Below are 14,223 nucleotides of genomic sequence, written 5' to 3'. Positions count from 1 at the left end.
CCTGTCCCGCGCTTCTCTCACAGGGCACCATCATGGAAATCCGCAATCTCGGCCGCTCCGGCCTTCGCGTCTCCGCCGTCGGCCTCGGCTGTAACAATTTCGGCCAGCGCACCGACCTGGAGACCTCGCGCAAGGTCATCCACAAGGCCATCGATCTCGGCATCACGCTGTTCGACACCGCCGACATCTATGCCGGCATGGGCGGTTCCGAGACGGTGCTCGGCGAAGTACTGGGCGATCGCCGCAAGGACATCGTGCTCGCAACGAAATACTGCAAGCCGATGAGCAATGACGGCAGCAAGCAGGGCGCCTCGCGCCGCTACATCATGAGCGCCGTCGAAGCGAGCCTGAAGCGGCTGAAGACCGACTATATCGACCTGTATCAGCAGCACGACTACGATGCGCTGACGCCGATTGAAGAGACGCTGCGCACGCTCGATGATCTCGTGCGTCAGGGCAAGGTGCGCTACATCGGCAATTCCAACTTCCCGGCCTGGCGCATCGCCGAAGCCGAGATGGCCGCGCGCCAGATGGGCGTTGCTGCCTTCGTGTCGTGCCAGGATGAATACAGCCTCGTCGTCCGCGACATCGAGAAGGACCTGCTCCCGGCCGCGCAGCATTTCAATCTCGGCCTGCTGCCGTTCTTCCCGCTCGCCAACGGCCTCCTCACCGGCAAGTACAAGCCCGGCGCCGAACCTCCGGCCGACTCGCGCTTCGCCAAGGCCCCTGCCTTGCGCGACCGCTCGGCCACGCCGCGCAATCAGGCCATCGTCGCGAAACTCGACGCCTTTGTGAAGGCTCGTGGCCACACGCTGCTCGAACTCGCCTTCTCCTGGCTCGCCGCACGGCCGCAGGTCTCCAGCGTCATCGCCGGCGCCACGCGCGTGGAGCAGATCGAGCAGAATGTGAAGGCGGCGGAGTGGAAGCTGACGGCAGAGGAGATGGCGGAGATCGATACGATCACGCTGGGATAAGTGCTTTCTTTCCCTCCCCCAAGCCCGGCGTAGCCGCGCGCAGCGGGGAGGGATTAAGCAGCCACCAATCCCTTAGCGGGCTTCACCATCCCGCTATCCGGAAACACCCGCTCTGCAAGCGCGCGTTCGCTGATGCCGAGGTGGTCGTGCAGCACGCCCTTGAAGATCGCGCGCAGATCCGTGGTCGGCGCAAGATCGCGGGCTTCATAGAGCTTGCCATTCGCGAGGCCCGGCCAGTCCGCAATCACCCGGCCGCCCTTGATCGCGCCGCCAGCCAGGAGCGCAATCGTGCCCGTGCCGTGATCCGTGCCAGCGGTGCCGTTGATCTTGGCTGTGCGGCCGAACTCGGTGGCGACGACCACCACCGTGTCCTTCCAATGCGCGCCCAATCCGCTCTCGAATTCGGCCAGCGCGCCATCGAGGCCGCCAAGCAATTGCGCGAGACGCCCGACCGGGCCGCCTTCCTGCGCATGGGTGTCCCAGCCATCGAAGGCCAGTGCTGCAACGCGCGGACCGTCATCGGCGGCCATCAGCTTGGCGGCACCGCGCGCGACCTGGCGCATTGCCTCGACGGGATTGCCACCACCCTTCGGTTTCATCGCATCCCCGACAGCGAGCTTGTCGAGCTTCAAGCCCTGCGACAGCGCCGTGGCGAGTGCGGGATCGCGATCCTGATAGAGCTGCATCAGCCGCATTGCGGTGTCGTCGGCCGCATTCGGCAGATTGACCGGCGCCCAGCCAACCGTCGGTGCGGCACCGCGGAGCACCAGCGGAGTCGTGGGCCCGATCGCGAGACCGGACGAAATGCGCTCGCCACGCGGCAGCGATTCGATGGCACGGTTGAGCCAGCCGGACTGCACCCGGCCTGGGCCGGCATAGCCGCTCTCCAGCACATCCTGCCCGTCGAAATGCGAGCGCTCGCGATAGGATGTTGCCACGGCATGGACCACGGCCGCCTTCCTGTCGCGATACATGCGGGCGAATTCCGGCATCGCCGGATGCATGCCGAAGAACCCATCGAGCGCGATGGCCGCATTCGGTCCATCTTTCGCCAGCGCGATCGAGCCGTGCAAACCGGCATAGTCGGGATCAGCAAGTGGCGCGACAGTCGCGAGGCCATCGAGCGCGCCGCGCAGGATGACGACGACGAGGCGCGGATCACGCGCGTCGGCCGCGCGGGCGAATTTCGGCAGATAGGCCCAGGCGGCAAATGCTGCGCCCGATAGCAGAAGCGAGCGGCGCGTGGGGCCGAGCATGCGGCTTTCACAGCAGTCCATCGTCATCTCCTCTGGAATTCCGGCGACATCAGCAGCAGCGTCAAGGCCTGCTGCCGCGTCTCTGCGCGCGCGATCGTCTGACGTGTTTCGGATGAGGCCGCCTCGCCGGCGACCACGTCCAACATCTCGCGCGGATCGATACTGTCGGGCAGCCGCACAGAAACCTGTGCCGCAAGATCGAGCCGCAGCTTCATGCCTTCGGGCACGGCCCAGGCGGCATTGCCGTCCGGAAAGCCGTTCGGCCCCGGCGGAGTCCACAGCGGCTGGCCCAGCGTCTGCAGCCCCGCAAAATAGCGGCCGGGATCTTCCGGAATGCGCGCCAGCAGGCGGCCGGTGGAGATCAGATATTCATAGGGCGTGCGCAGCTTGGCCATCGGCATCTGCCAGGCTTCATTGGAATCGAGCAGCGCCAGTGCCAGCGCTTTCAGGTCGCCATCGGTCTTCCTGAACACACCCTCCAGCCGCGCCAGCAAGGCCGGCGACGGCGCATCTGTCACGAAATGCTGCGCGAATTTCCGCGCGATGAATTTCGCCGTCGATGGATGGCGCGCAAGATCGGCAAGTGCCGCTTCACCTTGCGCCACGCCGGTATCGTCATAGGTCTTGCCGAGCAGTTGCTGTGGCCCCGGCTCGTGTGCATTGGCGTTGAAGGCGAAGCTGCCGGGTGTGCCGATCTTTCCTTCGCGCCCGGCAAAGGTCCAGCCGGTGATGATGCGTGCGAGCGACGTCACATCGGCCTGCGTGTAACCGCCACCAACACCGAGCGTATGCAGTTCCATGATCTCGCGCGCGAGATTTTCGTTGAGGCCGCGCTTGCCCCTCTCGCCGGCTTTCGACGTCGGCCCGATCGATTGCTGGTTGTCGAGGAAAAACAACATTGCGGGATGCTGTTCGACGGCCTTCAGCATGTCAGAAAATTTACCGAGGACATAAGGACGGATCGCCTCCCGCTCGAACGAGCCGGCCCACATCCGCGCAGGATCGCCTTTGCTGGCCGAGATGCAGAAATGGTTCGACCAGAACACCACCAGGCGCTCGACAAAGCCGCCCTCGGCAATGGTCGCGCGCTGGATCCGCGCCAGCGCTTCCACACGATAGGTCTTCTGCACCACATTGGGCGGCAGCGCGACGGTCGGCGGCGGCTTGGCCGCATCGGGCTGCACGGTCATGGTGGTATTGCCGGTCATCGCGGGAGCTTCCGGCTTCCTGTCCATCGCGGCCGGACTCGCTTCCGCCGGAACGAGTGCCGGCGTTTTCAATGCCGCCTCGCGCGCCGTCTTCACCTCGAGTTGATAGGCGAACATCGCCTGCCCCAGCTCCGTCGTCGATTGCAGGCCAGGCAATTCCAGCAGCGCCGCATTGGGGCGCGCGAGCTCGGCTTTCACGAAGCCGCGGGGATCGGAGGCCGCATTGACGATGTCGCCAGAGGCGCCCCCGCGCGCGCCAAAGCCGAATCGGTTCAGCGCAATCAGCGCGCCTTGCGGGTCGCGGGCCATCGGGTTTCCCTCACTCTGCCTTCGTCCTATGATGGATCTGGCCATCACCGGCGCCACCCCCGATATTCGGGTGGAACAAATGAACCCGGCATGAAAATCGCGCTGAAATTTGGGCTGCTTTCATGAATTATCGGATAGAAACCGCACAGCCGCTCAGCCGCAGTCTGATCTGCTCGGATTGCGGGACTGAATTCGGATGCGACCTGTCAGGCAATTGCTGGTGCGCCGAGGAGACCGCGAAACTGCCGATGCCGACCACAGGTGGCGATTGCCTGTGTCGCGATTGCCTGCGCGCCAAGGCAGCAGCGCATCCCACGACCTGACAAGCACGCCTGATCTGCCTCGCTCATTCACGCATCTTGGGGCGAAACGGGACGATCAAGCCTGAGGGCATCGCAAGGCAGGCATTACCTCCGATTGAAGCTTGCGCGGAAGTGGTGCCGAAGCCTGCTTACACCATGCCCGCGTTGCGCCGGTCGCGATCGGGTTGCGCATAGTAGCTGCGTTTGGCCTGCAGCATCTCCATATCGGCGCGCTTGACCACGGCTTCGAGCCGCTCGCCGGTCCGGCTGGTGGCAATCCCGGTGGAGAGGCTCAGCGTCAGATCAGGATAGTACTGGTTGTTGACCTCGATCAGTCCCGCCAGCGAGGCGAGCACCGCCTCGCCGCCGGCAGCATCGACGCCGGGCAGTAAGATGGCGAATTCGTCGCCGCCGATGCGCGACACCGTCGCCGGCTTTTCGACCAGTGAATCGAACACTTCGCCGGCCCTGCGCAGCAACCCGTCGCCGGTGGCGTGGCCGAGTTCGTCATTGGCCGTCTTCAGCCCGTTGAGATCGGCAACGATCACGGTGACCGGCTGTGCTCCCTTGCGTTCGAGCCGGTTGAGTTCGTCCACGAAGAATGAGCGGTTCGTGGTGCGTGTCAGCACGTCGTGGGTGCCGAGATATTCCAGATAGGCTTCCGCCTTCTTGCGCGCGGTGATGTCGGTCAGCGCGACCTGCACCTGTGACCAATCGCGCTCATGCCCGGGCAATACCGAAAACTGCAGCAGCAGATGAAGCTTGGTGCCGTCGAGCGTGTAGTTGACGACCTCACGCTGCTGGAACAGCTTGCCCTCCCAGAGGTCGATTAACTGTTCGCGGAAGTGCGGCTCCATCTCGTCGCGGAACACATCCGACAATTGACGGAGCAACGTGTCCTTGTCGGGCGCGCCGAACAGTTCGAGCGTGCGACTGTTGACATCGAGCACGCGGATCTCGCTCATGCAGCGCAAAACGAATTCCTCGTGCACATCCGTGAACACGCGCAAATCCTCGATGCCGCGCGCGCGGACCTCGTCCACCAGTCGCTTGACGCCGCTGAAATCCTCGACCCACAGCGACACCGGCGAATGCGCGAACAGACCGAACGCATAGTTCTCGCTTTCCGCGAGGCGACGCCGCGCCGATTCGCGTTCGGTCACATCCTCGATGGCGATCATCACGCGATCCCAGCGATCTTCGTGCCCCGGGAGAACGGTGCCGTGCAGCTGGATGTCGAGGCGCTCGCCTTTCAGCGTGTAGTTGACCGTATGGCTGGAAAAATGATTCCGGCCGCTCCAGAGCTGGGCCAGTTCCGACACATGACTCTTGAACGTGTCATCGCGCATGACGAGGCCAAGACTCAGCGTCAGGTGAGACAGGTCGCGCGCGCCGAACAGCGACAGCGTCCTGCGATTGACCTTGAGAATGCGGATGTGCTGCGAGCACTCACGGACCCGTTCGGGATTGGCCAGCAGGAATGTCTCGATGTCGTCGACGCCCTGCGCCTGCCACTGCTCGAACAGCGCCTTCACATCGCTGTAGTCCTCGATCCAGAGCGAGACCGGGGCAAGGTCGAACATCGTGGCATCGCCGGCGAAATCGATAGACGGAACGGACATGGAGACCTTGGCGCGAGAGGCAGCGTGAATCGTTTGAGGTATTCCCTTATAGCGGGAGTTCTCAAAAATAGCGCGTGCGAACTACTCAAGCTGGACTGGACTTGAATACCTGCAGCAGCGCGCCCGCGCGCCGTATGTCGGAACTCAGACCGGATAGCCCGCCGAGTTCCGCGCCATGCCGTTAAAAGCATCAAGCATTTTTTCGCGCCACGCATAGATCGCGTCGTCTTCGGCCAGCAGCTTGAATGGCGAGATCGCACGCGCCCACTGGAACGGGCCGAACACAATATAGTCGGCATAGTTTGGCGCGGCGCCACCAAGGAACGGCTGCGTCTTCAGGGTGAGACGCATCGGATCGAGCGACTTGCGGAAGGCATCAACGCCCTTGTCGCGATTGGATGCGACCTCTTCCAGCGACTTCTTGAACCGCGCTTCCCGGCTCTCGCGGAAATAGACCTGATCCACCGGACGCAGATGACCATGAATATCCGCGACGATGAACGGAAACATGCCGGCGACCACGACCGTATCGCCCCACCAGTTCAGCATCCGCCCCATGGCGCGGCCGCCCTCGCCGCCGAACAGCGACGGGCGATCCGGATAGGTATCTTCGAGATAATTGGCGATGGCCCAGGAATCCGCGATCGCGCGATCGCCGTCGAGCAGTACCGGCACCTTTTCGGAGTTGTAGGGGCTGATCGCGTCCTTCTCGGTGAAGCGCCACGGGATCGATGTTGCGTCGAAGCCCTTATGTGCCAGTGCCATCCGGATGCGCCAGCAGAACGGACTGAAGGGACGATCTTCTTCCGTGCCGACCAGCTCGAACAGTTGCAGCGCCATGATTGCTTCTCGTAATTCTGAGCTAACTCTTTACCACGGCCGACGTCTGGCCGAACAGCAGTTTGCGCTCTTCCTCGGTGCGGATCGGCGGCTGGCCGAAATTCGGATTGACCTCTTTGGCGATCTCATAAGCGCGTTTCACGGCGGGGCGCTCGCCAATGGTTTCGAGCCAGCGCTTGAGATGCGGGAAGTCGTTGATGTCCTGGCCCTGGTTCTTGTAGGGCACGATCCAGGGATAGCTCGCAATATCGGCAATCGAATAGTCGCCGGCGATGAATTTGCGATCCGCAAGGCGTTTGTTGAGCACGCCATAGAGCCGGTTGGTCTCGTTCACATAACGGTCAATGGCGTAGGTGATCTTTTCCTGCGCGTAATTGCGGAAGTGATGGTTCTGTCCGGCCATCGGCCCGAGACCGCCCATCTGCCAGAACACCCACTGGATCGCGTCATAGCGTACGGCGAGATCGCCCGACAGGAACTTCCCGGTCTTCTCGGCGAGATACAGCAGCATCGCGCCGGACTCGAACACCGAGATCGGCTGGCCGCCGCTCTTGGGCGCATGATCGACCAGCGCCGGAATGCGGTTGTTCGGCGCAATCGCGAGAAACTCGTCCTTGAACTGGTCGCCCTTGCCGATATTCACCGGGATGATCTTGTAGGGCAGCCCGGTCTCCTCAAGAAAGATCGTGATCTTGTGACCGTTCGGCGTGCTCCAGTAATAGAGATCGATCATCGTTCAATCCGTCTTGCGTGATGAGGCAACCTGCAAACCCGACCGAATGCCGATTGAATGCGATTGCATGAAATGTTGCCGGATCATCGGATCAAGTCAATGCAATTTGCTCTGCTTCCGATGATCTTCGAAAGATCATTCCTTGTCCGTGGAGCCGCCCATCTGGTATCAAACGGAACTCCGCAAAAAGCGGACGATTTCCGGGGAGGCATACCATGACCGCAGATATCCGCCGCCGCGACTTTCTTAAAACCTCGGCGGCCTTTGCCGGCATGGCTGCGGCCGGATTTTCCTGCGTGGAGGTTGCCAGCGCGGCGCCTATCCAGGTGCCGACGGTCGATCGGCTTTCGATCCGCGTCCTCGTCGACCAGCAGCACGATCAATTCCTGCGCGGCAGCACGGTGAATGGCGTGGTGCATGAGGGGCCGGGGCCGGCCCGCAGCGCCGATGCGCGCAACGTGCTGCACAATGAGTGGGGCCTGTCGCTGTTTCTGGAATCCCAGCGTGAGCAGGACAAGCGTAATATCCTGCTCGATTTCGGCTACACCTCGCCCGCGATCATCAACAATATCGGGCTGCTCAAGGTCGATCCGGCCTCGCTCAACGCGCTGATCGTCAGTCACGGTCATATCGACCATTACGGCGGACTGATCGGCTTTCTCGAGCAATATCGCAGCGTCTTGCCGCCCGACATCAAGCTCTATGCCGGCGGCGAGGACAATTTCTGCCACCGGGTCAGCCGCGCATCGACCGGCCAGTTCGGCGAAGGCGGCATCCTCGACCGCAAGCAGATCGCCGCGCAGAAGGTGCAGACCGTTCTCTGCGAAACCCCGACGGTCATCGAGGGCCATGCCTTCACAACAGGCAAGATCAAGCGCAACAGCGTCGAGCGCGTGCTGCCGAACACCTTCGTGGACTACAAGCCGGACAGCGCGGGCTGCGACTACGGCCACTACACGGCTGCCGAACTGCAGGGCAATTTTGTACCGGACGAACACGTCCATGAACACGCCACCTGCTTCAACATCCGCGGCAAAGGGCTGGTGGTGATCAGTTCCTGCGGCCATGTCGGCATCGTCAATTCGGTGCGGCAGGCGCAGGAGATATCGGGCGTGCAGAAGGTCCATGCCGTCGTCGGCGGCTTTCACCTCGGCCCTGCCCCGGCCGATTACCTCAAGCAGATCGTCGGCGAGATCAAGAAGCTCGAGCCCGACGTGGTCATCCCGATGCATTGCAGCGGCCTGAACTTTCTGCTCGAGGCGCGTGCGCAGATGCCGGACAACGTCATCAACGTCTCGACCGGCAGCCGCCTGACCTTCAGCGCGTGACCTCGCGCGCCGTACGCGCCTTCTGGTATCGGACCGGCATAGCTGCCGTGGCCGCGCTGTGGCTCGGGTGCTCGAGTGCGGCGCCCACATCGACGCAGGGGTCGTCCCGTTCCGCAGCCGAATTGATGGACGCAGTGATGTGGAATCGCGAGCCGATCGGCGGCGCGTTCCAGCTCATCGACCAGTCGGGCCAAGTCCGCAGCGAGCGCGATTATCGTGGCCGGCTGTTGCTTGTGTATTTCGGTTTCACCTATTGTCCGGACATCTGCCCGACCGACCTGCAGGCCATCGGACTGGCGATGGACCAGCTCGGCGCCGACGCCGCTCATGTGCAGCCGCTCTTCATCACTCTGGATCCCGAGCGCGACACGCAGGAGCAACTGGCGCAATATGTGCCGATGTTTCACCCGAAGCTGATCGGCCTGACCGGCAGTACTGCCGCGATTCATGCCGCCGCCGAAGCGTATCGCGTTTATTACAAGCGCATCGACTTTGACGACAGACCGACCGACTACACCGTCGATCACTCGGCCTTCGTCTATCTGATGGACCGTGACGGAAAATATCTCGGCTTCTTTCCGCCCGGCACCTCTGCCGAGAAGATGGTCGATATGATCAGACCGTATCTCGGAACCGGAAAATAGAGATGCCGCGCCCTTGCGCGCGCGGCATCGTAAGAGAAGTGATTGACTGAAGCTTACCTGCCCATAATCGCGATATCCGTCACCTTGCCGGCGGCGGTTGCCGGCCTGACCAGCGCGCCGACGGGGCCTGCCGACTGGGTTCGTGCCCTGAAAATAAATTCATCCGGGTACATCCAATTTCCGCGCGGCAAAGGTAGACTGGCCATGCAAGGGCATGGACATGACCGGGAATGGCACCATCACCGAGACCCAGCGCGACGAGGCGGGTCTCGACTACGCGCGCGAGGCACAGCTTTCGACTGCGCTGGCGCGATGCGCAGCCGGCGATCGCGCTGCACTGCAGATGATCTACAATAGTGAGGCACCGAAGATGATCGGGGTCGCCCGCCGCATCCTGTTCCGGCAGGATCTCGCGGAGGAAGCCGTGCACGATGCCTACTTGCGGATCTGGCGCGCCGCCGCCTCGTTCGATCCGCATCGCGGCAGCGCCCGCGGCTGGCTCTATGCGGTGGTGCGCAACCGCGCGCTCAGCATTCACCGCAACGAGCATCGCTATGATGCGTCCGACGACAGTGCGCTCGATATCGACTGCGAGGCGACCATGACGCGGATGCCCGAGACATCGGCGCTGCGCAAATGCCTGGAGCGTATCGACCGGCCGCGCCGCGATGTGGTCGTGCTGGCCTATGTCCATGGCATGAGCCATGGCGAACTGGCCGGACGGCTGAAGGTGCCCTTGGGCACCGTGAAGAGCTGGGTCCGCCGCAGTCTGTTCTCGCTGCAGGAGTGCATGGGATGAGCATGCACGACGACAACACGCATTCCACCGACGATCTCGCTGCCGACTATGTCATGGGTCTGCTCGAAGGCACGGAGCTCGCCGCTGCCGAAGCGCGCATGAGCGACGATGCCGATTTCGCCAGGGCCGTCAGCACCTGGCGCGAGCGATTGGCCGATCTCGACGCCACAGCCGAAGCGCTCGCCCCCAGCCCTGCACTGTGGGACCGCATCGCCGACTCCACCAAGGTGAAACCGGCGATCCCGCTGCCCGGCGCCCGCGCCGCGCTGCGCGGCGCAACGCTGTGGGACAATATCGGCTTCTGGCGCGGCACCGGGATCGGCGGCGTGTTCGCGGCCTTGATGCTTGTGGTGATCCTGATCGGCGCGCTCGCAACGTCGCGCCAGCTCCGCCGTGAGCTGATCGCGCTGGCGCAGCGCAAACCGATCTATGTCGCCGTGCTGGTCAACGACGCCACGAAGGAAACCGGCGCCATCGTCAACACCTTCTCAGACGGCCGCGTCGAACTGATCCCGCTGCGCCCGATCGACGTGCCCGCCGGCCGCACGCTGCAGGTCTGGACCCGGTGGGATCGCGACGTCGGCCCGAAGTCCATCGCGGTCACCAGCCAGTCGCGCACGCTGCAGCTCGATCTCGAGGCGCTGCCTGAAACCGTCCCGGATCAGCTGTTCGAGATCACGCTTGAGCCAGAAGGCGGCTCGCCGATCGGGCAACCGACCGGGCCGATCCTGTTCAAGGGCAATGCGGCGCGGGCGCTGTAAGCTTGCGCATTCGTCCTTCGAACCTATACCCGCTCATTGAACGTATCAGTCGCTTCGTCCGACAAAGGGGTGACATGGCGGCGGACATATTGTTCCTGTAACCCGTTGCTTGTGACCTGATCGATCCATCTTGCGGCGTCGAATGGCGCGTTGCGGAGAACGTGCATGCGATATTCGACCGATGATCTGCGCGCGGCCGTCACGGCCGGCGTGCTTCCTTCCGCGCAGCTCGACGCCCTGCTGGCTTTCCTCACAGCGCGTGTGCCGGAGCAGCCCGCCACCGGCCCGAAATTCGATATCGTGCACCTGCTCTGGTACGCCGGCGCGCTGGTGGTGATATCAGCCATGGGCCTGTTCTCGACGCTGGCGTTTTCGCAGATGGGCGGGCCGGCGCTGACGGCCACCGCCATTGTTTATGCCGTGGCCTTCACCGCGGCCGGTCACTATCTCTGGACGGTCAAGAAGCTGCGCACGCCGGGCGGACTGCTGATTGCGGTCGCTGTGGCGATGACGCCGCTGGCCGTGTTCGGCATACAGGACGCCTACGGTGCCTGGACCGAATTCGGCAAGCCGGCGGCGATGCGCGATTTCTATGTCTGGATCAAGGGCAGCTTCGTCTTCATGGAGCTCGCGACCATCGCGGCAGCCATCGTGGCGCTGCGGTTCTATCGCTTTCCGTTCATCGTGTTCATCATGGCGGTTGCGCTGTGGTTTCTGTCGATGGATGTCGTGCCCTGGATCGCGGGTGCCAGCTACGGCAACTGGGAACTGTCCCGCAAGGTCTCGATCTGGTTCGGCCTCGGCATTCTGGTTGCTGCGGTGATCGTCAACCTGCGCCAGCGCAGCGGCGACTTCGCGTTCTGGCTCTATCTGTTCGGCGTGCTGACATTCTGGGGCGGCATCACCGCCAGCTCGAACGGCAGCAATCTCGACAAGGCGCTGTATTGCGCGCTGAATGCCGGCTTCCTGCTGATCTCGGTCGCGCTATCGCGACGGGTCTTCGCGGTGTTCGGCACCATCGGCATTGCGATCTATCTCGGCGATCTCGCGGAGAAGCTGTTCAAGGATTCAATGCTGTTCCCGTTCGCCCTGTCGCTGATCGGCATCGGCATCATTGCGCTGGGGCTGTATGTGAACCGCCACCAGCGCGACATCAGCGCCTGGGTCGAGGCGCGGATGCCGGAATCGCTGCTGCGGCTGCGGGCGACACTGCGCGCCTCACAGATGTGATGAAGCTTGACCCCTCCAGGTCTGGCCCATGTGGGATCGCGCGATCGGTCCGAAACAGGCCGACCTCGCGGCTGTCGATCTCGAAACGCTGACGGAACCTGTTGCCGTCGGGCTCCGGTTCTATTCCACACGCGCCTTCTTCGGCTCCACGATCTCGAAGCCGGTGGGGAATTCGTCGAGCATCCCGAACAGCTCGCGCAGCTTCACCGGGTCGCCATCGAGAGACACTGCGCCGCCTGCAACGCTTTCGGCAAATGTCTTCTGCTTCAGCGTAATGGCGTCGAGCGCGGCGCGGGTCAGCCTGACGCTGGCATCGGCCTGATCGGAGAGTTTTCCCGACGTGTGCGTCAGCGCGGAATTTTCCAGATTCATGACATAGGCTTCGTTGAGATCGGTGAACGTCCAGTTGATGACGATCTTTCTGCCTTCCGCCTTGGCCGCATTGAGCCGCACGCCAAGGAAATCGAACGCAAGATCGATGGAAATGCCTTTCAGCAGTTCGGCATTCGCAAGCGACGGCCGCTGGGGACCGATGCCGCGACGTAATTCGAGCGCGCCGAGCAGATAGGCGTTGCGCCATGTTGCCGCCTCGCTCTGATAGCCGAGCTGCTCGAGCGCGTCGGCGCCGAGATCCCGCGCTTCCTGGTTCGACGGATCGGCGAAGACCACTTTGCTCATCACGCTGGCGACCCAGCGATATTGCCCGGCGTTGAAGTCGTCACGCGCGCGTTTGATCGTCGTGTCCGCGCCGCCCATATATTCCACCTGCTTCTTCGCCTCCTCCACGCGCGGCAGCGGGTTGAGGTCGGCGGGATTGGCGTCGTACCAGCCGAGATAGAATTGATAGACAGCCTTGGCGTTGTGGCTCAGCGTGCCGTAATAGCCGCGCGACGCCCAGTCGTTCGCCAGTGACGGCGGCAGCTTCAACTGCTCGGCGATCTCCGTCGAGGTCAGGCCATGATTGAGCAGCCGCACGGTCTGGTCATGGATGAACTTGTAAAGGTCGCGCTGCTTGTTCAGGAACGCGACGATGCGCGCATTGCCCCACATCGGCCAGTGATGCTGGGCGATGACAATATCGGTCCCGTCGCCGTAGCGCTGGATCGCCTCGCCGATATATTTCGACCACAGCCGGCCGTCACGAATCTCGGCGCCACGGATGGTGTAGAGATTGTGCATGTTGTGGGTGGCATCTTCCGCCATGTTCAACAGCTTGAACTGCGGAAAATACATGATCATCTCGGACGGCGCCTCCGAGCCCGGCACCAGATGGAATTCCATCTCGACGCCGTCGATGCTGCGGCTCTCGTAACCTTGCTTGATCAGATCGTTCGGCGGGATCAACGAGATCGTACCCTTCGCCAGTGCCTTGCCTAGACCCGTGTCGACCTGGGCGCGCTCGCCGACCGGCAGCGCAGAGCCGAACTGGTATTGCGCGCGGCGGCTCATGGCGTTGCCGGCGATGACGTTTTCCGCCACCGCATGCTCCATGAACCCATCGGGCGCGATCACCTTGACCTTGCCGGATGCCGCATCATCTTCCGACATCACGCCCTTGCCGCCGCCGAAATGGTCGGCGTGGCTGTGACTGTAGATCACGGCTAGCACCGGCTTTGCCGGCCGGTTCTTCAGATAAAGATCGAGCGCGGCTTTGGCGGTCTCGTTGGAGAGCAAGGGATCGATCAGGATCAGGCCAGTATCGCCCTCGACGATGGTGAGATTGGCGATATCCAGCCCGCGCACCTGATAGACGCGCTCGGTGACCTTGAAGAGACCATTGATGGCGTTGAGCTGTGCCTGCCGCCACAGGCTGGGATTGACCGTCGGCGGCACCTGATCGTTTTTCAGGAAATCGTACTGCTGTGTGTCAAACGCCGGATTGCCGCCGGGGCCGGGAATGACGCCATCCGGCAATGTCGCGATGAAGCCGCGTCGGGCATCGTCGAAATCGGCGCGGTCGTTGAACGGCAGTGTCTTGAGGAAGGCGTCGTTCACTGCGCGGCTGGCGGGCTCGGCGTCCTTCGACTGGGCGAGTGCTGACGACAGCGGCGCGACGGCAAACAGGCTAACGGCCAGCAGGCTGGCGGAGCGCGACAGCGGCATTTGAAACTCCCGGGCTTCGCGTGGTCCTCGGCATGCGCCACGCGCTGGTTTCAGCCTATCAAGGGAGCAATATCCCTTTCACCATGAACTTCACCTATCCCGGCGAAAAAAGTG

At 62.9% G+C, this 14,223-nt stretch carries 13 protein-coding genes; 7 read left to right on the top strand and 6 right to left on the bottom strand.

The window, feature by feature from the left end; genetic code table 11:
- Window positions 1-32: 32 nt before the first annotated feature.
- Window positions 33-974 carry an aldo/keto reductase gene (locus AC1RLZ_RS22160; RefSeq protein ID WP_493190346.1) on the top strand — a complete coding sequence of 314 codons (942 nt, stop codon included), beginning with the start codon at window positions 33-35 and terminating at the stop codon, window positions 972-974.
- Window positions 975-1,027: 53 nt separating this feature from the next.
- On the opposite strand, the gene AC1RLZ_RS22155 is transcribed toward AC1RLZ_RS22160, so the two are convergent.
- Both AC1RLZ_RS22155 and AC1RLZ_RS22150 read right to left on the bottom strand, forming a co-directional pair.
- On the bottom strand, window positions 1,028-2,257 hold the full coding sequence (locus AC1RLZ_RS22155; protein WP_493190345.1) for a DUF1501 domain-containing protein: 1,230 nt from the start codon (window positions 2,255-2,257) through the stop codon (window positions 1,028-1,030).
- Window positions 2,254-3,747 (bottom strand): DUF1800 domain-containing protein, encoded by a 1,494-nt coding sequence (locus tag AC1RLZ_RS22150; RefSeq protein WP_493190344.1) that lies wholly within the window; start codon window positions 3,745-3,747, stop codon window positions 2,254-2,256. Before AC1RLZ_RS22150 ends, AC1RLZ_RS22155 begins: the two co-directional genes overlap by 4 nt.
- 122 nt (window positions 3,748-3,869) lie before the next feature.
- Between AC1RLZ_RS22150 and AC1RLZ_RS22145 the strand changes: the two genes are divergently transcribed.
- Window positions 3,870-4,070, top strand: coding sequence for a cysteine-rich CWC family protein (locus tag AC1RLZ_RS22145; protein ID WP_493190343.1), 201 nt, complete (start codon window positions 3,870-3,872; stop codon window positions 4,068-4,070).
- Window positions 4,071-4,198: 128 nt separating this feature from the next.
- Here the strand turns inward: AC1RLZ_RS22145 and AC1RLZ_RS22140 are convergent, their stop codons facing one another.
- From AC1RLZ_RS22140 to AC1RLZ_RS22130, 3 genes are all read right to left on the bottom strand, one after another.
- A complete protein-coding gene (locus AC1RLZ_RS22140; protein ID WP_493190342.1) occupies window positions 4,199-5,671 on the bottom strand; it encodes a sensor domain-containing diguanylate cyclase in 1,473 nt (490 codons plus the stop codon).
- A gap of 144 nt (window positions 5,672-5,815) precedes the next feature.
- Window positions 5,816-6,511 carry a glutathione S-transferase family protein gene (locus AC1RLZ_RS22135; protein ID WP_493190341.1) on the bottom strand — a complete coding sequence of 232 codons (696 nt, stop codon included), beginning with the start codon at window positions 6,509-6,511 and terminating at the stop codon, window positions 5,816-5,818.
- Window positions 6,512-6,533: 22 nt separating this feature from the next.
- Entirely contained in the window at window positions 6,534-7,244 is a 711-nt protein-coding gene (locus AC1RLZ_RS22130; protein WP_493190340.1) for a glutathione binding-like protein, read from the bottom strand.
- Window positions 7,245-7,459: 215 nt separating this feature from the next.
- On the opposite strand from AC1RLZ_RS22130, the gene AC1RLZ_RS22125 reads away from it, so the two are divergent.
- The 5 genes from AC1RLZ_RS22125 (at window position 7,460) to AC1RLZ_RS22105 (ending at window position 12,006) form a co-directional block, all read left to right on the top strand.
- Window positions 7,460-8,572, top strand: a complete 1,113-nt coding sequence (locus AC1RLZ_RS22125) for an MBL fold metallo-hydrolase (protein WP_371421167.1) — start codon at window positions 7,460-7,462, stop codon at window positions 8,570-8,572.
- Window positions 8,569-9,216 (top strand): SCO family protein, encoded by a 648-nt coding sequence (locus tag AC1RLZ_RS22120; RefSeq protein ID WP_493190339.1) that lies wholly within the window; start codon window positions 8,569-8,571, stop codon window positions 9,214-9,216. The genes AC1RLZ_RS22125 and AC1RLZ_RS22120 overlap by 4 nt, the downstream gene beginning before the upstream one ends.
- Before the next feature lie 220 nt (window positions 9,217-9,436).
- Window positions 9,437-10,015: a sigma-70 family RNA polymerase sigma factor gene (locus AC1RLZ_RS22115; RefSeq protein WP_493190338.1), complete on the top strand. Its 579-nt coding sequence runs from the start codon at window positions 9,437-9,439 to the stop codon at window positions 10,013-10,015.
- The gene (locus AC1RLZ_RS22110; protein WP_493190337.1) at window positions 10,012-10,776 is read left to right on the top strand and encodes an anti-sigma factor; all 765 of its coding nucleotides are present in this window, start codon (window positions 10,012-10,014) and stop codon (window positions 10,774-10,776) included. Before AC1RLZ_RS22115 ends, AC1RLZ_RS22110 begins: the two co-directional genes overlap by 4 nt.
- 165 nt (window positions 10,777-10,941) lie before the next feature.
- The gene (locus AC1RLZ_RS22105; protein WP_493190336.1) at window positions 10,942-12,006 is read left to right on the top strand and encodes a hypothetical protein; all 1,065 of its coding nucleotides are present in this window, start codon (window positions 10,942-10,944) and stop codon (window positions 12,004-12,006) included.
- 120 nt (window positions 12,007-12,126) lie between these two features.
- On the opposite strand, the gene AC1RLZ_RS22100 is transcribed toward AC1RLZ_RS22105, so the two are convergent.
- Entirely contained in the window at window positions 12,127-14,109 is a 1,983-nt protein-coding gene (locus AC1RLZ_RS22100) for an alkyl/aryl-sulfatase (protein WP_493190335.1), read from the bottom strand.
- Between the last annotated feature and the right edge of the window lie 114 nt (window positions 14,110-14,223).

Source organism: Tardiphaga sp. GW822-FHT04G09 (assembly GCF_058800725.1).
The sequence above is the reverse complement of the archived record's forward strand: the minus strand, read 5'-3'. Positions and strand labels throughout refer to the sequence as shown.